Raw genomic sequence first — 19,627 nt, forward strand, 5'->3', positions numbered from 1 at the left:
TCATGCCTCGCACAAACCTAAATCCAGCGGCGGGTTCGCATCTTAAAATCTAGATATTCTTGACCAAAAAGCCTCTTCAACGCAGCCTCTTCCGGTGCGATCTGGAACTTATTGATAATTAAAACAAATGCAACAAGTGCTGGTAAAAACAAAAATGAACCAACATATATCCCCGCAGATACAATTAGGATCGCCATACCAAGATACATCGGATTACGTGAATAATTATAGATTCCATCGCTAACAAGATGCTTGGCCTCATCAAGTTTATGCGGCTGAATGGTTGTACCAAACTGACGAAATCGCTGTACCGATACAATGGAAATTACCACACCAACGATACCAAGAAAAATTCCGATCAACTTCTGTTCAACTAAACCAAAGGACAAGAGCGGGAAAAATGATTGACCATAAAAAATACTCATTATTGCAAGAACCATATAAACGGGCGGTGGAATGTGCATATACAGATCCTAATTAAACTGGCAGATATGGACAAATATATCAGTTTTGCAGGAAGCCGCTCCATTTAATTTAATAATACTCTTGTTATTGCAGTCACCGACATCTAATCGCTAGGTTATGAAACAATATAATGTCGTGATAATTGGTGCGGGTGCTGCAGGTATGATGTGCGCTATTGAGGCGGGCAAGCGTGGGCGCAAGGTGCTTGTTTTGGACCATGCAAAATCTGCTGGTGAAAAAATTCGTATTTCTGGTGGTGGACGGTGTAATTTTACCAATATCAACACTAAATTTGACCGATTTTTGTCACAAAATCCGCGTTTTGCGATTTCAGCACTTAAACGCTATTCTCAGCATGATTTCATTAAGTTGGTGGAGAGTTATAAAATGGCCTATCACGAAAAAGTTCTTGGCCAGCTTTTCTGTGATGGGTCAGCAAAAGTTATTATCGACATGCTGTTGACGGAAATGAGCGAGGCGGGTGTAGAGTTGCGCTTATCCACGGAAGTCAAGAGTATCAATAAGGCTGATACATATAGTATTCAACTTGAACATGACGCAGTGGAAGCGCAATCTCTTGTAGTGGCGTGCGGTGGCAAATCTATCCCTAAAATGGGAGCAACAGGCTTTGGCTATCAGATCGCAGAGCAATTCGATCTGCCGGTAACTGAAACCCGCCCTGCCCTTGTGCCACTGACTTTTGCTGACGAATTACTAGGCCGAATTAAGCCGCTATCGGGCGTGAGCACCAAAAGTTCAGTCACGTGCAACAAGGTTAGTTTTGATGAAGCACTTCTATTTACCCATCGCGGATTATCTGGCCCGTCAATCCTGCAAATCTCGTCCTATTGGCGCGAGGGTGAAGAAATTATTGTTGACCTTGCCCAGGGGATAAATATTGCCGAGCAGCTTAAAGCCATGCGCCAAAGTTCCGGCAAGCTATCTATTGGCAATGCGCTTGCAAAGTTAATCACATCCAAACTTGCGCAAATGATCGTTGAGCATTCAGGCCTGACCGGAAATCTTGCAGATCAAAACAACGCCAAACTCGATCAACTTGGACAATCTGTCAATGCCTGGCGGATAAAGCCAGCGGGTTCAGAAGGTTATCGAACAGCAGAGGTCACGCTTGGCGGTGTGGATACAGGTGCATTGAACGCAAAGACAATGGAAGCCAAAAACACCGATGGACTTTACTTCATCGGCGAAGTTGTAGATATGACAGGCTGGCTCGGCGGCTATAATTTCCAATGGGCCTGGAGTTCAGGCTGGGTTTGTGGGCAGGCTTGTTAAGGATCAACTATGAGCACTGCCGGTAAGAAGGCATTTTTTGCTTTGGAGGTTTTAAGCTATGTAGCGCTTGCTATTGGCTTATTTGCAATCATCAGCCTTTCATTCTTTAACTTCTTGGGCAACTGCACTCAAATATACCTTAAATTTCATTGCGATGGCGCATTCTATGATCAGATGACAAATCTATCCTCTGGAATCATTCTTGCATATATATTGGCTGTATTACCAATTTTGCTTGGATTACTTGGTGTTTTATTGGGATTGCGACGCATTCATCATGTCAAAACCGTAAAATTACGAGCTGAAGGGCGCACGGACGAGGTTGAGAAACTACGTTATTTTCTTCTCAGATCATCTAAATATCTGGTGATTTTAGCCATTCTTTTGGCTGCAATGGTAATGACATTATTAAGCTAAAACAATAAAAATCCTGCACGATGATAGCGCGCAGGATTGGTGTATAAAACAGTTACAGGTTTAGTTGCTAAGCTTGCCGCCAATTGCGTTTGGCAGACACTTAACCTGAACAGGATACCACATCCATGTGGAGTTATGTTTACTATCGCTCAAGCCTTTTAACCCATTTTTGTTAGACGCATGCAACTGAAAATATGCCGTTGCCTGTGTTGTTGTTCCTTTAGTCAGAATATTACGGCTGCTTTTCAATTTGTTATTACATGCCTGAATTGGATCAGCTCCACTCCACCTGACTTTACTCATAGTAATAACAGGCGAAAGCGATTTCGAAAAAGTTCGCTTGTTCGGATAATACTTCATGCTCCATGTGCCCGGGTCAGCCTCTAAATACGGAGCATCACTTGTAGTTACCTGCGCTACCTTTACCTTTTTCGCAAGCTTGGCCTTGGCATATATTTTTAAAAGAAATTTATGTGATGGTGATTTAATTTTTTTAAAACTGCCACCAACGACACTCACTTCGATTGGCACCGCGTCAATACCATTTTTACTGATCGATAGATTTTGCATCGGACCCGCTGCAGCAATACCCGTTGATACGGCCAATATTGCTGATGAAACGGCTAGTGCTGAAATAGTTTTAACAAACGTCATAATAAGCTCCTGATCAATTAATTTGTCCGGAGTAGTCGCCCCCGGAAAGATTTTAAATTTCGAATTTGTTTCGATGAGGAATGTTTTAACGAAGTGGTTTTGAAACCTTGCTGAATAGGCCGTTCATCAAGCATTCATCTTGGAAAACAGAATATTTTACATTTCACCTACGATACCTGAATTTTAGTATTTGAAATTGTGGCGTCATACCCCCATCTATCCAAGCAAGTTACATTATGTGGCAGGTGATATTTATGTGGGGAGAGAGCATGATCAACCTTTCAGGAAAAACCGTATTCATAACAGGTGCAAGTCGAGGCATTGGAGAAGCCGCTGCGCGAAAAGCGGCTAGCTATGGTGCAAATGTGGTTCTTGCAGCTAGAAGCAACAAAGACATTGAGCGAATTGCCGCTGAAATCGGCAATAAGGCTCTAGCGCTCACATGCGATGTATCGGACTATGACAGCATAAAAGAAGCAATTGATAGTGCTGTTCAGCATTTTGGCGGGCTGGATGTTGTGGTCAACAATGCTGGCGTGATTGACCCCATTGACCGAATTGAAGACACCTGCCCAGATGCTTGGGGCAGCGTAATCGATATCAATATTAAAGGTGTATATCATTGCATGCATGCAGCCTATCCTGCGTTATTAGAAGCCGCCGATGGTGGGCGCTCTGTCATTATCAACATGTCTTCTGGCGCCGCGCATGGCGCATTAGAGGGTTGGGCCCATTATAGCGCATCAAAGGCAGCAGTTGCATCGCTTACCCGCAGTGCAAACCGTGAATGGAACGAAAAAGGTATCAGTGTCATCGGCCTTTCACCCGGTACTGTGGCAACTGATATGATGATGTCGATTAAAAAATCAGGCATTAATGCCGTTTCGCAGATTGACTGGGAAACTCATATCTCGCCCGATTGGGTCGGAGAAGCCATTTGCTGGCTGACCACAGACGAGGCACGTGAGTTTGACGGCACTGACTTTACAATCAAAACAGATGAAGGCCGCAAGCTTGTTGGGTTGATTTAAACCCCAAACGGCTTTGCAAAACTTCACCTGCACTTTATACCTCTACCAACAATATGATTCAGGGAGATAAAATCATGCGAGCAATCTGTGTGAATGAATTTGGTGATGCAGATGTTCTGCAAATCGAGAATAAAAATGATCCCATTCCTGCTGCCAACGAAGTTGTGATCGACATGATGGCAGCTGGCGTTAATCCTGCCGATACTTACACACGCACAGGCACATATATTGTTAAACCTGAATTGCCCTATACACCTGGCGGAGATGCCGCCGGGGTCATCTCCAGCGTTGGTGCAACTGTCCGTTCATTAAAGGTGGGTGATCGTGTAGCAACAGGCATCGCATTTAGCTCTGATCGATTGGGTTGCTATGCAGAAAAAATCCTGCGCAACGAGAATGATGTTATCAAAATTCCTGACAGAGTGAGCTTTGCTCAGGCCACGGCATTGGGTGTGTCCTACCCAACCGCTCACCATGCACTTTTTAACCGAGGTCGACTAACCGCAGATGAAACAGTTTTCATTCACGGGGCCAGCGGTTCTGTTGGCACATCAGCCATTCAACTTGCTAAACGCGCTGGGGCAAAAATCATTGGTTCCGCAGGTACACAGGCTGGATTGACGCTTCTTAAGTCACAAGGGGTAGATCTTGCGGTCAACCATTCCAGCGGAGGATATGCCGATGAAATCATGGCATTCACAAATGGCGATGGTGTTGATCTAACACTTGAAATGCTGGCCAATGTAAATCTGGCAACAGATTTGGATCTTGCTGCCATGTTTGGACGTATCGTGATTATTGGCAATCGCGGTGAAATTACCATCAATCCGCGCATGACTATGGCAAAAGAACTGGACGTCATGGGCATGGCCCTTTGGAATCTTAATGCGGAACAAATCAAGCCAATTATGGATGATCTGATAATTGGCCTAGCTGATGGTAGCCTTACGCCAATCACAGGCAAGGAAATACCGCTCGCAGATGCGGCATTAGCGCATGAATATGTGCTTGCCCCGGGGGCTCATGGCAAGGTAATCTTAGTCCCGTAACTAAGCGGGATGTATAATGACAAAACCTAATATCGAGAAGAAGTCGCTGGACAAAAGCCAGCCGATATTTCTGTTCGATAGCGTCTGCGTTCTATGTGATAGCGCTGTTCATTATGTCCTCAAACATGAATTGAACTCAGACATAATATTCATCTCGATTCAATCTGAAGAAGGCCGCAAACTGGCACTTTCTAAAGATATTGATCCTGATAATCCCGAGACATTTATCTTCTTTGAAAATGACCTTCCACACTTTAAGTCCAGCGGTGTGATAGCGCTTTCGCAGCACATGCGAGGCGTTGTCCGTCTCATGCGCTTTGGCACGTATATACCTAAACCAATTCGGGATTGGTTATATGAGAAAGTTGCGCGAAACCGCTATAAAATCTTTGGCAAAACCGATGCATGCATCATTCCTGACGCCGATAATCAGCACCGGTTTGTTCTTTGATGGATAGTAAACCTAAAATCTTGATTATTGGCGGAACTGGCATATTTGGCACACGGCTTGTGCAACATCTTGCCGTGAGTTTAAAGGCGGACGTCTGCCTCTTCATCACATCACGATCTGAAGCGAAAGCACAAAAAGTTGCAGATAGCATACAAGCAAGTATTGACATCAAAGGCGTCGGTTTTGATCGCAAAACAAACCTGAAAGCAATGTTTGCAGATATTCAACCTGATATTACTGTTGATTGCTCTGGCCCCTTCCAAGACGCTGATTATGAAACAGCTCTTGCGGCATTGGCATCTGGTTCTCACTTTATCGACCTCGCTGACGCCAAGACCTATATCGAGCATTTTACCTCCAATCTCAATGAGATCGCGCGTGAAAATAATTTGACGGCGATCACAGGCGCCAGCACGACACCTGCCCTTTCCGCCAATGTGGTTCAAACAATTACAAATGATTGGCAGCAAATCGATAAGATTGAACTTGCTATTACACCGGGCGGCAAAAGCAAGGTCGGCCCCTCCGTCATAAAAGCTCTCTTAAGCTATGCAGGGCGAGAAATCCCAATATGGAAAAACGGTAAACTGGATTCTGTCTTTGGCCTTATTAACTCCAAGATTATAGATGTGCCAAATCTTGGAAAACGTCGCATCGTACCTGTGGAGACATATGACGCACTGTATCTAGGAGTCCGCCACAATGTCATATCTAATGTAACCTTCTACACAGGCCTTGAATCCTCATTAGAACAATGGGGCACGATTTGCCTTGGTTATCTGGCTAAATGGGGCATGATAAAAAACCCGCTACAGCTGACACCTTTGCTGATTAAAGCCCGTAGTTTAACTCGACCTTTCACCTCGGATCGTGGCGGTATGGTGATCTTCATTTCAGGGTCAGATGCACAAGGTCAGGATGTAACAACTCGCTGGTCCTTACTTGCAACGCATGATGATGGAACGTTTGTTCCAATTCTACCCATGGCAGCAGCAATCAAAAAGCTAATGAATGCGAAGATAGAAACCGGTGCCATGATCGCAGATAAAGCTCTCGCATTGCATGAGATTGAAGCTGAAATGCAGCACCATCACATCACGACTGAGATGAAAGTGATATGACGGACAGATCAATCTACCAAACAAAACTAGGTGCAACATTCGACCAATTGCCAGCTATTTTACAAAATTTCCATTCGCTGGATGGCCCAAAGCACTGGCGCGGAAAAGCCTCTATCTCTGGCGGACAAGGTATAATAGCAAGGTCTGTACGCTGGCTCTTCGGTTTCCCTGCCCCGACTGATGAAGTTCAAGTCGATGTAAAAATCGTAAATGGAGCAAAATCCGGCGTTAGCTTTGAACGTTGGCAGCGAGTATTCGGCAATAAATCTTTCCACTCTGTTCTTTCACATGAGAAAAACGATGGCTTCATCGAACGCTTTGGTATTTTAGGGTTTGAGATAGGCTTAGATGTTCATGATCAAGGGATCATTATGCCAGTGATTGGTTGGAAGATTGGTCCAATTCCCCTGCCACTATGTTTGGCACCCAAATCAGAAACCCTCGAGTTCCAAGATAATCAGGGTCGCTTTCGTTTTGATGTAAAGGTGAGTCTACCGATCATCGGTCTTTTGATGCATTATCAAGGTTGGTTGGAGCCTGAGGCTGAATAGCTGCTAGCCGCAAAGCTCATCTGCGATACTAACAAACATTTTCATACCCGTTTCAATCAGCTCTTCAGGAAAATCATAATCGGAATTGTGTAATTGCGGTTGTGTTTGCCCAGCACCCAGAACGAACATTGCAGTTTTAGCGACCAAACTGAAATTACCAAAATCTTCAGACCAGCGAAATGGCTCTTGAAGCTCATCAAGCGCAAGATTGCAGTTTTTGGCAGCCTTTTTAATATAATTAGTTGCTTCAGGATCATTCTGGCAGGATAGAAATTTCTCACGATGATTGAGTGTCACCCCTAGGCCGTTTCGTCGCGCCACTTGCTTTACCAGCTCCTGCATATGATGCATCAATTTTTGCTGCGCAGCATTCGTAGAGCTCCGCAATGTTGCCTTGATCCGTGCATCAGCTGGCGTTACGCCAAATGCTTTGCCGCCCATTCTGGTACTGATCAATGTACAAAGTGCGGTTCGATGATCATAACCAAGTTCTTGCGGCACATTGGGAAGTTTGGCGAGAATTTCGGCCACGGCACTGGCTGGACTTATACCATCTTCAGGGTGTGACGCATGAGAGGTTTTGCCAACAAGATTCACGATCAAGCCTTCGGATGCAAAGTTAAACGGTCCAGATTTCACACCAATTTCATGAAGAGGTCGACCCGGCAAATTATGCAACGCAAATGCATAATCTGGCTTGATGAGGCTAAATTTTGGATCATTTATTATCGCGCTCGCACCAGCGCCATTTTCTTCGGCGGGCTGAAACAGCAAGATTATTCGCCCCTTCCGAGGTGGGTTTTCTGCAAAATGGCGTGCCAAACCGCAGATAATCGACATATGCCCGTCATGGCCACATAAATGTGCTTTGCCATCTTCCTTAGAGCGCCATTTAGGCTGACCAACCTCAAAAATAGGCAATGCATCCAACTCACACCGAAAAAGCACAGATGGCCCTTCTGTCTCGCTGTCAAAAATCGCTGCAATGCCATGCCCACCAATCTGATCGATAATCTGGCTTGGTGAACAGGTCTCTAACCACGCTTTGATCCGGTTGGCGGTATTTTCCTCTTCGCCAGAAAGCTCCGGATACTGATGCAGCTCACGCCGCAACGCAATGAGTTCGTCCAACACATTTAGTTCTATGACTGACATAATTTATCCGATAATGATCTGCGTACAGGAAGCTATTGAGTGACTTTTATTCGACACAGCATAATATTATCCCGAACAAGGTCCGAACTCCAGATAAGTTTAGCCTCACTGCGCCACTTAACCGCATCATATCCATCCTTTGGTCGAACACTCTGTTCGGCATGCTCGATCGCGTTTTCCCAACGACTGTCATCAAAATCCGGGTCGGTCCAATTTTCAGGTATTTGAGATGTGACTTGTGCGCATGAACCAGAATTTGCCACAGGATTAGCTTCGCTGGCGCAAGATGTATCAATCGGCGCTGTTTGAACCACATAACATTTCACACTGGAATTCGAAGCAGCAATCAATTTTCGGTTAGCTGAATTTGTGAATTGGAATATCGCCCCACCATCACCCATTTGCTGTCGGTTTGTGCCGATATATTCCAGCCCTGTCTCGTTTTGAGCATAATCGCGAAATTCAATTGCAAATGTCATGGGGTAATCGGCTTTAAAATTAAAGCGTTCCGCATTAAACGAGCGTTCTGTTGTGATTGGCACGCTGTCTTCGGTCAAATATTGACCATTTACATAAAGGCTGAACCAGTTATCGACCCATACCTCGCCCAAAACATCTATAGCGCCCGTGGTCGCTGCAATCCGCACTGAAGATTGCTCTGATGTCGTCAATACAGATGTTGATGTTGCATCGCACCCTGCCAAAACGGATAACACTGTTAGTGGCAAGAGGATTGTTTTTAATTTCATTTTCTGTGACACAAACATACCCCCCCGAATATGAATCGTTCAATCTATGCGTAATGATAGCATTTTATCGTCCAGATTTAAATCTTAGTAGAATGTAATGGCAAACACAGATGGCACCACAGATGCCATACCCACAATAAAAAAGACCGCCGCAGATACGATTGTTGGTATATGTGCACTCTGAGATGCGTTTTGTCGGCATAACGCATTCCAACGGCGAGCTCGCTTAAAATCAAGTGCCCAGATCGCCCGACGGTATCTTTTACCTAACCATGATGAAAGCGGAGAGGTTTCGGCTTTAAACGCATTTATCGCTGATGAAATGCCTGATAGTCCAAGCGCAATGGCAATGAGAATAAGCGCAGGACCAAAGCCATAAAGCTGATGATGCAGCACCATGAGTCCCAGAAGTAGCAGCGCAAATGCAAATGGCATGACGAAGATAGCAAAAGATAATGCAAAGATTTTTTGAACCATGATACTCACCCCAATTCAAAACTTGAATTGGGGTGAACATAAATCAGAAGCCATAATTTACACTAAATCGGCTCCGTAAAATTTAACCAAATCAGTAAACCACTTCTTGATTTTAAAAACCAGCTAAAGCTGTTGCCCGCCGGACACTTCCAAGCGCTGCGCTGTCATCCACTGGTTATCGCCAGTTAGAAGACTACTGACCATACCGCCAATATCATCTGGCATACCCACCCGCCCCTTGGCCGTTGTTGAGATCACAAAATCATTTACAATTGGGTCATCACGCACCATACCGCCTCCAAAATCAGTTTCAATGGCTCCTGGGGCAACTGTATTTACCGATATATTGCGCGGGCCAAGCTCCTGAGCCAAATAGCGAGTAAAGACTTCAATTGCTCCTTTCATAGATGCATAGGCAGCCAACCCGATCATAGAAAACCGTGTAAGGCCAGTCGAGATATTGACGATTTGCCCACCATCCTCAATTGTCGGTAATAGGCGCTGAGTTAGAAAAAATACACCTTTAAAATGTATGTTCATCAGCTGATCAAATTCAGCCTCTTGGGTGTTTTCGATGGTATTATGAATACCTATTCCTGCATTATTGACGAGGTAATCCAACGTTTTTCGACCCCACTCGTTGTTCAAGGTCTCACTTAAACTCTCAATAAAATGGTCGAACTGAGCCAATTCACCAGTATCAAGCTGTAAGGATTGTGCCTTACCACCATTAGCACGAATTTCAGCGACAACCTCCTCCGCTAATTCACCGCTAGAATGATATGTGATAACTACACCCACGCCCTTCTGAGCTAAATGCAGCGCTATACTCTTGCCTAATCCACGGCTAGCGCCCGTAATCAATGCAATTTTGTTTTCATCCTTGGTCATAACATTATTCCTTTATCTATGTTCAATGACCCAATTTAGTGTTCATAAATAAGAACTACCTGCCCTATACTCCATATAACCTGCCTATTTCTCCAGATATCTAAAATCTGTCTTGAGGCGTCGAAATCATAGAGTTATAGCTATTTGGCAGGAGTAATAATGATGATCGATACCCAATTCATAGCAAGTGTGGACAAATACATCAGCAATCATGGTAACAATAGCTCAACCAATTTCAATGAGCCATTACGCCTTTTTGCCATGAAATACACTGAGCCAACTGCATTTGAAGCGACAGTATACGAACCCGTAACTTGCATGATCCTACAGGGCGCAAAAGAAGCCGTCTTCGATGGCAAGACATGCAGGTCTGAGGCGGGACAGTCCTTTATTGTCTCTCATAATTTGCCCATCATCTCTCGCATTACAAAAGCCAGCGAGCAAGAACCATACCTGGCCTTGGTTGTACCTATTGATTTATCCATTCTGCTCAGCCTCCATGGTCAAATCATTGGCCATGGAGTTTCAACCTCTGAAGTGACCTCGCTTGGCATGCAAAAAGCTGATGATGATTTTATCGATGCTATGCGCCGCTACTTTATGCTCTCGCAAGATGAGACTGAGGCAAATGTTATGGGTCCACTTATCCTAAAGGAACTACATTTTAGACTTTTACGAGCCAGACATGGTGGCATGTTGCGCCAGCTTCTGAACCGCGATAGTCACGCAAGCCGTATATCAAAGGCAATTGCTGAAATTAAAAAGAGTTTCAAAACTCAAATTGCCATCAATGACCTTGCTAATATCGCCGGTATGAGCGCCTCATCATTTCATGAGCATTTTAAATCCATCACCGCAACGTCACCACTGCAATACCAAAAGGAATTACGATTAATGGAAGCACGGCGGCTTATTGCTCAAGGTGATATTTCAATTTCATCAGCTGCGTTTGAAGTAGGCTATGAAAGCCCGACACAATTCACTAGAGAGTATACTCGTAAATTCGGCGCGTCTCCTCGCAATGATTTAGGTCGCATTGTAATCATGGTATAAGGCAACACTTTCCAAATTTAGGAGTTAGATAATTCGATGGATAAAAACCGTCTTGTCACAATATTTGAAGTTTCGGGCTCTGCTTTAGCCATGGCCTACGCGCTTCTCATCGCATCCAATACTGGTAACGAAATTTTGGGTTTCAGCCTATTGCTCATATCCGCATTATTATTTGCCGGATGGGGGTATATTGATAAGCGCTGGGCCTTTTTCGCTCTACAGTTCTTCTATGCTGCCTCGGCAATTATTGGGCTTTTCAGGTGGTGGAGTTAAACCAGAATTTCCGCCAACATGTCATTATCAGTGATATCTTGAAACGAAAAACCGTTATCGTTCAAACGCGCAAAGAGTTCCGGAAACCCTTCCGGATTTTTTGTTTCCAAACCAATCAGTACGGCACCAAAATTTCGGGCTGATTTCTTGAGATATTCAAAACGGGCAATATCATCATCAGGACCCAGCAGGCTCAGAAAGTCTTTCAATGCGCCCGGACGTTGTGGTAATCGCAAAATCAGATATTTTTTCCGCCCCTCATAACGCATCGCGCGTTCTTTGACATCTGGCAGACGTTCAAAATCAAAATTACCACCGGACGTGATGCAGATGATTGTCTTACCCCTGATTTCATCTTTAAGATCCTTCAACGCGTCAATCGTGAGCGCGCCTGCTGGCTCAAGCACAATACCCTCAATATTCAGCATCTCAACCATTGTCGTGCAGAGACGCCGTTCGTCAACACCAATCACATGATCAGGGTCTACATGTTTTAACGCCTCATAATTTCGGTCACCAATACGAGCCACCGCAGCGCCATCTACGAAATTATCGACGTAATCGAGCGTAACAATGCTACCTGCGCAAAGGGTGGAAAACAGGCTACGCCCCCCTGAAGGTTCTGCAAAGCGGAATGCAACGTCATTGTCGCCCTCGCCCATAAACTTGACCAAACCTGCTGATAATCCACCGCCACCCACAGGTACGATCAGCATATCTGGTTCTAATTGCGCCAACTGCTCCATAATTTCGGCAATAACAGTAGCCTGCCCTTCAATTACATCATCTGCATCATAAGGAGGCAAAAACTGAGCACCTTCGTGCTCGCAAAATTCTTGTGCTGCGTGGAGTGTGTCGTCAAAATAATCTCCCACGAGTTTAATCTCGACCTGGTCACCACCAAAGATCGAGGTTTTATTGATTTTCTGCTCAGGCGTTGTAACGGGCATGAATATAACGCCGCGAACACCAAAATGCTTACATGCAAATGCTACGCCTTGCGCATGATTACCCGCAGAGGCACACACAAATGTTGACAGATCGGGATTAGCCGCAAGCGCCTTACGCATGGCATTAAAAGCACCCCGAATTTTATAAGATCTTACAGGGCTTAAATCTTCTCGCTTGAGATAAATATCAGCATCATACATTTTTGAAAGATGCTCGTTCTTCTGCAATGGCGTGGGAGCAAACAGCACACGAAGTTCTTTGTTCGCCATTTCCACATTAGATCTAAAGCCTGACATTTTACATACCTTTTATTGCCATCCGCTTTGTATAACTGCTTCAAATGCTTGGCAAGATAAATGAAGTTGGCACAATTGATTGACCGCACCATTTATACTCGCATATTGTCTATTATAAATTGGGGCCATACATGCAAAAGCAAATCAATCTTATTGTTAAGGCGAGCATCTTTGCTGCGCTATTGACCGCACCGCTATTATTCAACGTCGATTCTGCTCAAGCAAAACTAAAAATCTGCAATGAAACGAATGAAACCAGAGATGTTGCCATTGGTTATAAAACCGGTGAAGGCTGGGTATCAGAGGGTTGGTGGGGCATTATCAAGGGTGACTGTACCACGGTGATCAAAGATGATCTGACAAGCAGATTTTATTATTACCGGGCCAAACATAGAGGCGGAGATTTTGACGGTGAGCGATATAATTTCTGCACCGATTCCAAAGCTTTCACAATTATAGGTGACAAGGATTGCAAAAAACGCGGATATAAGGTTGAAGATTTTCGCCAACTCAAATTAGCAAAAGGCACGACAGGTTTTACCCTTACTTTAGATAATACGACAATCTACTCAGCCAGCAAGGAAGTTGCCAAAAATACCGAACCGGGAACAACACCGGAACCAGAGGTGAAAACCTCTCCCGAACCAGCAGCTCAAAACGTTGGTCCCGGCGCTCCTTCTGGAACCCATGGCGAACCCTATTCCATCCGCGCAGTGCTCAAAGGCTGCGATCGGGTTGACGGGTTGCTCTGGTGTACATTTATGGCTGACGGTTGGTCCTATGTTGTTAAGGACGATGGTAAGAGCCACTCCCACATTCTGCAAGAAATCGATGCCTTACCTCTTAACGGCACGTATGACCTTTCAGGCGATATGATTTTTTACTCTGGCAAATCAGCCGACATTACCATCCGCGAGTATGCACCTGCGCAATCCAGTTCAAATACAAAATCAAATAGTGCTGCGCCTGGCACTTACGGTGAGACCTATGATGAGATTGCGATCTTTAAAGGATGTGACAGAATTGATGGTCTTCTATCTTGTAATTTTGAAGCCAATGGTGGGCGCTATATCATCTTTGACGATGGCAAAACCAATGAAACGCTCCTTAATCAAGTGGATGGGCTTTCTATCAATTCCCGTTATCGAATTCTGGGAGACGTCCATAATTATGGCGACATTACCTTTGAGGTTACGCTTCGCGAGTATCAAGATATGGGAGATAATGCAGACCAACTCAGAATGAATAGGCTTGTTGGTCTATGGCGATCAATGGATGATCCATCATCAACAATACGATTTTTCGATGACTATAAAAAATTCGATTACTACAATGGCGACCTATCCTCAGAAGGTGCAGTGAGCTTCACCACGACATGCAATGATTCAAGCGTTAGAGAAACGGGCACATCATTCTTACAAATCCAGGATGGGCCGGAGGATTATTACTGTTACGAGGTTATTGAAAACACAGAAGACAAATTAGTATTGATGTATTTACCACGTGGAAACTTCCTCGAATATGAGAAAGATTTAGGCCTGAATTAAGCGGGAACCTGTTCTGTAACCAATGTGGGCAAAGCAAATGAAAACAAGCAAACTGGAATTTGAATGCTTCCGACTTTTAGAACGAGCAGACTGCTTATTCGACCACGCTCAATAAAGGACTTGGAACCATGTCTGGCCATGGATCGAGATCCGTTGGTCAGGCAATACGTGCCAGTACCACAGTCTAAGAAAAGCGCAAATTCAACAATCAAGTTCTTAGTACCGAATTTCGCCGGTGACTGGATTTAGCGCTAATTCTTCGGTTCTTGCTTTGGTCATATCTACATGGCAGCTTAAATCCAAAACACCCGCTAAGGTTCCACCACGAGCAGTATCTGCGACGCGCGCGCATTCTGCATCTCGATAGGCTATCCACGCGCGTTGAGCCGCCTTTAACAACTCATTTGCTTCATCATCCTGATCGGAACGCAAAGCCTTATAGATACGATTCAGCTCACCATCAGCCAGATTTAACTGATCGCTCAAACAGAATTTTATCCCGACAGTGGTCGACACATTGTTGCAATCTATATCTTCTGCTTTTGTGATAAGTGAGGTCATTAAGAAGATGATTACCAGTCCCAATGCGAGCCTGAAAGGTGAATGTAAGGTCTCCAATTTTCTTTCCTTCACATGACAACGTTCTATTCTGGGAAAGAGCTTACCATAATTATTATGCTCTTAGCCAATAGTACAGTCGCCCAAGCATCTCGCGAGAGAACAAAGAGGTACGAAACAACGCAGCTGCATTTGGCAAAAATGATATAATCGTAAGAGATTTGACCTCTGCCTTAAAATCGACCGGGTATGTTTCAACCGAAATGCCCTCGCTTTCAAATACGCGTACAGCACGAGGCATGTGAAATGCGGATGTCACCAGAATGATGGATGGGCTATCTATCGCTTTCAACAACTCCTTGACTGCAGCTGCTTCTTGCGCTGTATTTTCCACAGGCCGGGTAACCAAGATATCACCTTCCGGAACACCGCGCTCAACAGCTCGAGCTTTTAGATAATCGCCCTCAGGCACACTATGCTGGGTCCAAGGTAGTTGACCACGTGTAAAAATAAGCTTGTTGGCCTTATCTGTATTCCAAACCTCAAGCCCACCAAAAAAACGATCAGGATCGCCCCACTCGGTTGCCAATCCTTCGCTACCTTGCACTGTGGTCAACATTCCACTGAGAACAACAACAGCATCAGCATCTTCTGTAATATTTTCCGGTGAACCTCTAAGTTGATTTCCATCCAGTATAGACATGAGATAATTACTCGTTACAGGCATGGAACAGACCCATAAGAAGATGATGGCAAAACAGGCATAACGTGCACGTTTCAACATAAGACCAAAAACAATCAACATTATTGCAATGAAAATTGGAGAGATGAGGACTGGCAGGATTTTATGAAGATATATGGTCATTTTCTTTCTACATCTGACTACTAAGACTGATTACAAAACTAGCTACTCATAAGATTGGCGAGAGCAAGATGCGAACAAGAGTGTTAATTCACCACCTAGATTCCGCACCACGTTATCATCACATTTAAAATCTATCTTCAACCTGATTTCGTGCAAATGAATGCAGCACCATCATTATTTAACCGTTTGAGGAGAAATATTCATGACACAGCAAAACACACGTCGAAATTTTTTGAAATATTCTGCCGCAATAACCAGTGCGATCACTGTTATGCCCTATGCTGCATATGCCGATGGGCATAGGGGAGATAAATTCGAGAATATTACGATAAACCCTATCTCTCATGCCTCCTTTGTAATGACTTCACCTAACGGAACAATCTACGTTGATCCGGTTGGAGATGCAGCTGACTATGCAAGTTTTGCAGAACCAGACCTCGTGCTCATTACGCACCATCACGGTGATCATTTTAAGCAGGAAACGCTTAACGCAATTGTCAGTGAAAACACGCAAATGATTGTTAATCCGGAAGTATACGCCAAGTTACCAGCACCTATGCAAGCAAAAGCAAGACAGTTAGCCAATGGTGAGAGCACCAAGATGGCAGACATAGCTGTTGATGCAATACCTGCGTACAACACAACAAAGGGACGTGAAAAATTCCATCCGAAAGGTCGAGATAACGGCTATATTGTAAGTTTAGATGGGCAACGCATATATATTTCTGGTGATACAGAGGACATCCCAGACATGCGTGCACTAAAGAACATAGATATCGCCTTTGTGTGTATGAACTTACCGTTTACAATGGATGTGAAGGCCGCAGCGTCTGCGGTTGCAGAATTTAAGCCTGCCCATGTTTATCCCTATCATTATCGTGGCCGCGATAACGGCACTCAAGACCCACAAGAGTTCGCAGACCTTGTTGGTGCAGCATCAGACGTCAAATTGGGTAAATGGTACGGATAGTTCGCACCCAAAAACTATCTGAGCGCAAAAGCGTGTAGCGAAAGTTGCACGTTTTTAGTAAGCAACAACACATCGGACCAACTATTATTCGAAACTGATAGACCACTTACCTTCTCATATTACCTATAGATGAATACTGTTTTTAGCTATTCAAATCAGTAATATATGTTCAGCATTTATTCACACATTCAAGAATAAAAATACAGTAACAAGTATAGTTTTCACTTACACTACACTTCCTGGAAATTTATTTAGGGTTGCGTATAAAATGGTAATGAGTTCGAATGCTGATCACAAGTCTCAAACATCACTTTACGATAGGATTGGCGGGGAGGCAGCGGTTGATACGCTCACCATGGCATTATACGCACATGTAAATTCTGATGACCGATTGGCACACTTTTTCGAACATATTGATCTCATGCAACAAATCAATCATCAGAAACGTTTTTTAACATACGCTTTGGGTGGTTCATCTGTTGTCTACGATATGGAAAAACTATCTACGGCCCATGGGAAACTGAACTTGAAGCAGGAACAAATTACCGCATTTAACGAAGCACTAAACGCCGCACTTATTGACCTTGACGTAGATGATGATATTCGCGAGAAAGTTCTGGCTATTGCTATTGAAACCGAGAACAACTTTCAAAAGTATTCCACATAAGTTGAGCAGCGCGATAAACCTCATTACGGTAATTCACAATCAGTTAGTCACCAAAACCGGGCAGTTAGTCACCAAAATCGGGTACATCACCTAAACGGGCAAAAAATACAGGGTCATCATATTCGCCCGCTTCATCATCAACCGTCACTCTATAGGCATCGACGCCGACATGGTCTGTACTTTTATCATGTATCCGTTCGGCGCGTCTGACCGCATCGGCTTCCGATGGCACCTCTTTTGTTTCTGTAATCACAAGTTGCGCCGGTGTTCCGCCACTTGCGGCTTTCCAACCATATGTCTGAACTATGAAACGGGTTTCTTCTGCCATGATTAGCTCCAAATGCGCATCAGATTTTGCAGCGTTATAAGTACCCATTCTTCATCTTTCTACAAGAAAGATTTTGATTTTTAGAGCGATAGGCTGTGTATTGGCGGCCAGCCGATAAACCAACACTCACCCAAACGTCATTTCCAATTGAACACATCGCTATTTAGTCTTTAGCTAGTGTTTGAACATAAACACTGGAGCTAGTGTTTGAACATAAATACTGGCACATTGGTTTCATAATGGAATCGATTGTTTTGGATAATTGGGAGATACATCTATGGAATTGATGATGGAAAGTCCGTTTGCACGATTTGTGATCGCCGCATTGGACGTTTTATCCACACTGTTTGTTGTGGCGCTCGGACTTGTTTTTCTTATTATAGTAGTCCTTTTCTTCATTGATATAACCCAAAGTGCGGACGCTGTGCGGCGGAACTATCCAGTGCTTGGCCGCTTCCGCTCGCTGTTTTCTGAACTTGGCGAATTCTTCCGCCAATATTTCTTTGCCATGGACCGCGAGGAAATGCCCTTTAACCGCGCTGAACGTGACTGGGTTGGCAGAGCATCCAAAAATAAGAATAACACAATTGCATTTGGCTCAACCAAGAACCTCTCACCAGCTGGCACATCGATCTTTGTTAACAGTCCCTTCCCTGCACTAGATGAAGAAGCTGACATGGTGCAGTCACTGCTCATCGGTCCCTACGCAAAGGAGCCGTATGATGCGCCTTCGTTCTTCAACATTTCAGGCATGAGCTATGGCGCATTATCGCGGCCAGCAGTCAGAGCATTATCTCGCGGTGCAAAAATGGCCAATTGCTGGATGAACACCGGCGAAGGTGGCGTGTCACCCTATCATCTGGAGAGCGGTGCGGACATTGTCTTTCAAATTGGCACAGCAAAATATGGCGTTCGAAATAAAGAAGGCGGTTTAAGCGACGAAAAACTGCGCGAGGTTGCCGCCAAACCGCAGATCAAAATGTTTGAACTAAAAATGAGCCAAGGTGCGAAACCGGGCAAAGGCGGCATTTTGCCTGCCATTAAGGTCAATCGTGAGATCTCAGAAATTCGCGGCATTGAAGAAGGCACAGCATCGATCTCTCCCAATCGCCATCCCGAGATAACATCCTCCAAAGATATGCTGGATATGATCAATCATATTCAAAAAGTGACAGGCAAACCCGTTGGTTTTAAGGCTGTCATAGGCGAATTTTCATGGATTGAGGATATGTGTAGAGAAATTCATGCGCGCGGCATCGAACATGCGCCAGATTTCTTCACAATCGACAGCGGTGATGGCGGAACAGGCGCGGCTCCCATGGCACTGATGGATAATGTCGGATTGACTGTTCGCGAAGCGCTACCACAAACAGCGGATATTTTGCATAAATATGGCCTGCGGGACCGTATTCGCATTGTCGTCTCTGGCAAACTCATCACCCCATCAGAAGTCGCATGGGCATTGGCAACGGGCGCTGATTTTGTGACCTCGGCACGTGGTTTTATGTTCTCGCTTGGGTGTATTCAGGCGTTGAAATGCAACAAGAACACCTGTCCGACGGGCATTACGACCCATAACAAGCGCCTGCAACACGGATTGGATCCAACGGATAAAGCCGCAAAGGTCGCCAATTATCACAAGAATATGGTGCACGAGGTAGAGGTTATCTCCCACTCGTGCGGGGTCGCACGCCCACGGCTTATGCAACGCAGTCATGTACGCATTGTCCAAACCACTGGACGCTCGATTACGATGGACGAGTTATACCCCACGCCGCACCCTTTAGCAGAATATGAGGCTAAATAGGCGCCGCA

23 protein-coding genes are annotated in these 19,627 nt (G+C 44.6%); 13 read left to right on the forward strand and 10 right to left on the reverse strand.

Annotated features, from left to right (window positions below; translation table 11 throughout):
- Positions 1-17: 17 nt before the first annotated feature.
- Positions 18-425 (reverse strand): isoprenylcysteine carboxylmethyltransferase family protein, encoded by a 408-nt coding sequence (locus G3W54_RS00395; RefSeq protein WP_162651183.1) that lies wholly within the window; start codon positions 423-425, stop codon positions 18-20.
- 157 nt (positions 426-582) lie between these two features.
- Here G3W54_RS00395 and G3W54_RS00400 point away from each other — a divergent pair, with 157 nt between their 5' ends.
- Both G3W54_RS00400 and G3W54_RS00405 read left to right on the forward strand, forming a co-directional pair.
- Positions 583-1,758, forward strand: a complete 1,176-nt coding sequence (locus G3W54_RS00400; protein ID WP_162651184.1) for an NAD(P)/FAD-dependent oxidoreductase — start codon at positions 583-585, stop codon at positions 1,756-1,758.
- A 9-nt stretch (positions 1,759-1,767) separates the two neighbouring features.
- Positions 1,768-2,175, forward strand: a complete 408-nt coding sequence (locus G3W54_RS00405) for a hypothetical protein (RefSeq protein WP_162651185.1) — start codon at positions 1,768-1,770, stop codon at positions 2,173-2,175.
- A 60-nt stretch (positions 2,176-2,235) separates the two neighbouring features.
- Here the strand turns inward: G3W54_RS00405 and G3W54_RS00410 are convergent, their stop codons facing one another.
- Positions 2,236-2,829 (reverse strand): hypothetical protein, encoded by a 594-nt coding sequence (locus tag G3W54_RS00410; RefSeq protein ID WP_162651186.1) that lies wholly within the window; start codon positions 2,827-2,829, stop codon positions 2,236-2,238.
- Between the two features lie 269 nt (positions 2,830-3,098).
- Here G3W54_RS00410 and G3W54_RS00415 point away from each other — a divergent pair, with 269 nt between their 5' ends.
- From G3W54_RS00415 to G3W54_RS00435, 5 genes are all read left to right on the forward strand, one after another.
- Positions 3,099-3,860, forward strand: a complete 762-nt coding sequence (locus tag G3W54_RS00415) for an SDR family oxidoreductase (RefSeq protein ID WP_162651187.1) — start codon at positions 3,099-3,101, stop codon at positions 3,858-3,860.
- Positions 3,861-3,934: 74 nt separating this feature from the next.
- Positions 3,935-4,909 (forward strand): NADPH:quinone reductase, encoded by a 975-nt coding sequence (locus G3W54_RS00420; RefSeq protein ID WP_162651188.1) that lies wholly within the window; start codon positions 3,935-3,937, stop codon positions 4,907-4,909.
- Between the two features lie 16 nt (positions 4,910-4,925).
- Complete coding sequence (locus G3W54_RS00425) at positions 4,926-5,360, forward strand: DCC1-like thiol-disulfide oxidoreductase family protein (RefSeq protein ID WP_162651189.1); 435 nt, start codon at positions 4,926-4,928, stop codon at positions 5,358-5,360.
- Positions 5,360-6,481 (forward strand): saccharopine dehydrogenase NADP-binding domain-containing protein, encoded by a 1,122-nt coding sequence (locus G3W54_RS00430; protein WP_162651190.1) that lies wholly within the window; start codon positions 5,360-5,362, stop codon positions 6,479-6,481. The genes G3W54_RS00425 and G3W54_RS00430 overlap by 1 nt, the downstream gene beginning before the upstream one ends.
- A complete protein-coding gene (locus G3W54_RS00435; RefSeq protein WP_162651191.1) occupies positions 6,478-7,032 on the forward strand; it encodes a DUF4166 domain-containing protein in 555 nt (184 codons plus the stop codon). Before G3W54_RS00430 ends, G3W54_RS00435 begins: the two co-directional genes overlap by 4 nt.
- A gap of 3 nt (positions 7,033-7,035) precedes the next feature.
- On the opposite strand, the gene G3W54_RS00440 is transcribed toward G3W54_RS00435, so the two are convergent.
- The 4 genes from G3W54_RS00440 to G3W54_RS00455 form a co-directional block, all read right to left on the reverse strand.
- Complete coding sequence (locus G3W54_RS00440; protein WP_162651192.1) at positions 7,036-8,187, reverse strand: amidohydrolase; 1,152 nt, start codon at positions 8,185-8,187, stop codon at positions 7,036-7,038.
- 32 nt (positions 8,188-8,219) lie between these two features.
- Entirely contained in the window at positions 8,220-8,948 is a 729-nt protein-coding gene (locus G3W54_RS00445; protein WP_162651193.1) for a PEBP family protein, read from the reverse strand.
- A 72-nt stretch (positions 8,949-9,020) separates the two neighbouring features.
- Positions 9,021-9,413, reverse strand: coding sequence for a hypothetical protein (locus G3W54_RS00450; protein ID WP_162651194.1), 393 nt, complete (start codon positions 9,411-9,413; stop codon positions 9,021-9,023).
- Positions 9,414-9,536: 123 nt separating this feature from the next.
- Complete coding sequence (locus G3W54_RS00455) at positions 9,537-10,304, reverse strand: SDR family oxidoreductase (protein ID WP_162651195.1); 768 nt, start codon at positions 10,302-10,304, stop codon at positions 9,537-9,539.
- Positions 10,305-10,463: 159 nt separating this feature from the next.
- Between G3W54_RS00455 and G3W54_RS00460 the strand changes: the two genes are divergently transcribed.
- Both G3W54_RS00460 and G3W54_RS00465 read left to right on the forward strand, forming a co-directional pair.
- Entirely contained in the window at positions 10,464-11,357 is an 894-nt protein-coding gene (locus tag G3W54_RS00460; RefSeq protein ID WP_162651196.1) for an AraC family transcriptional regulator, read from the forward strand.
- A 36-nt stretch (positions 11,358-11,393) separates the two neighbouring features.
- Positions 11,394-11,630 carry a hypothetical protein gene (locus tag G3W54_RS00465; protein WP_162651197.1) on the forward strand — a complete coding sequence of 79 codons (237 nt, stop codon included), beginning with the start codon at positions 11,394-11,396 and terminating at the stop codon, positions 11,628-11,630.
- On the opposite strand, the gene ilvA is transcribed toward G3W54_RS00465, so the two are convergent.
- Entirely contained in the window at positions 11,627-12,877 is a 1,251-nt protein-coding gene (gene ilvA / locus G3W54_RS00470; protein WP_162651198.1) for a threonine ammonia-lyase IlvA, read from the reverse strand. The genes G3W54_RS00465 and ilvA overlap by 4 nt on opposite strands.
- Before the next feature lie 131 nt (positions 12,878-13,008).
- On the opposite strand from ilvA, the gene G3W54_RS00475 reads away from it, so the two are divergent.
- Positions 13,009-14,424, forward strand: coding sequence for a DUF1036 domain-containing protein (locus G3W54_RS00475; RefSeq protein ID WP_162651199.1), 1,416 nt, complete (start codon positions 13,009-13,011; stop codon positions 14,422-14,424).
- A 216-nt stretch (positions 14,425-14,640) separates the two neighbouring features.
- Here G3W54_RS00475 and G3W54_RS00480 read toward each other — a convergent pair whose 3' ends face one another.
- Together G3W54_RS00480 and G3W54_RS00485 are read right to left on the reverse strand one after the other, a co-directional pair.
- On the reverse strand, positions 14,641-15,042 hold the full coding sequence (locus G3W54_RS00480) for a lysozyme inhibitor LprI family protein (RefSeq protein ID WP_162651200.1): 402 nt from the start codon (positions 15,040-15,042) through the stop codon (positions 14,641-14,643).
- A gap of 55 nt (positions 15,043-15,097) precedes the next feature.
- Positions 15,098-15,847: a YdcF family protein gene (locus G3W54_RS00485; protein WP_162651201.1), complete on the reverse strand. Its 750-nt coding sequence runs from the start codon at positions 15,845-15,847 to the stop codon at positions 15,098-15,100.
- Positions 15,848-16,049: 202 nt separating this feature from the next.
- Here G3W54_RS00485 and G3W54_RS00490 point away from each other — a divergent pair, with 202 nt between their 5' ends.
- The gene (locus G3W54_RS00490; protein WP_162651202.1) at positions 16,050-16,817 is read left to right on the forward strand and encodes an MBL fold metallo-hydrolase; all 768 of its coding nucleotides are present in this window, start codon (positions 16,050-16,052) and stop codon (positions 16,815-16,817) included.
- A 274-nt stretch (positions 16,818-17,091) separates the two neighbouring features.
- The gene (locus G3W54_RS00495; RefSeq protein WP_162651203.1) at positions 17,092-17,484 is read left to right on the forward strand and encodes a group 1 truncated hemoglobin; all 393 of its coding nucleotides are present in this window, start codon (positions 17,092-17,094) and stop codon (positions 17,482-17,484) included.
- A 64-nt stretch (positions 17,485-17,548) separates the two neighbouring features.
- On the opposite strand, the gene G3W54_RS00500 is transcribed toward G3W54_RS00495, so the two are convergent.
- Positions 17,549-17,860, reverse strand: a complete 312-nt coding sequence (locus G3W54_RS00500; protein ID WP_162651204.1) for a hypothetical protein — start codon at positions 17,858-17,860, stop codon at positions 17,549-17,551.
- Between the two features lie 229 nt (positions 17,861-18,089).
- On the opposite strand from G3W54_RS00500, the gene G3W54_RS00505 reads away from it, so the two are divergent.
- Positions 18,090-19,619: an FMN-binding glutamate synthase family protein gene (locus tag G3W54_RS00505; RefSeq protein ID WP_162651205.1), complete on the forward strand. Its 1,530-nt coding sequence runs from the start codon at positions 18,090-18,092 to the stop codon at positions 19,617-19,619.
- Positions 19,620-19,627 lie beyond the last annotated feature (8 nt).

The sequence above is a fragment of the Lentilitoribacter sp. Alg239-R112 genome, from assembly GCF_900537175.1.
In the GTDB taxonomy this organism is placed as follows: domain Bacteria; phylum Pseudomonadota; class Alphaproteobacteria; order Rhizobiales; family Rhizobiaceae; genus Lentilitoribacter.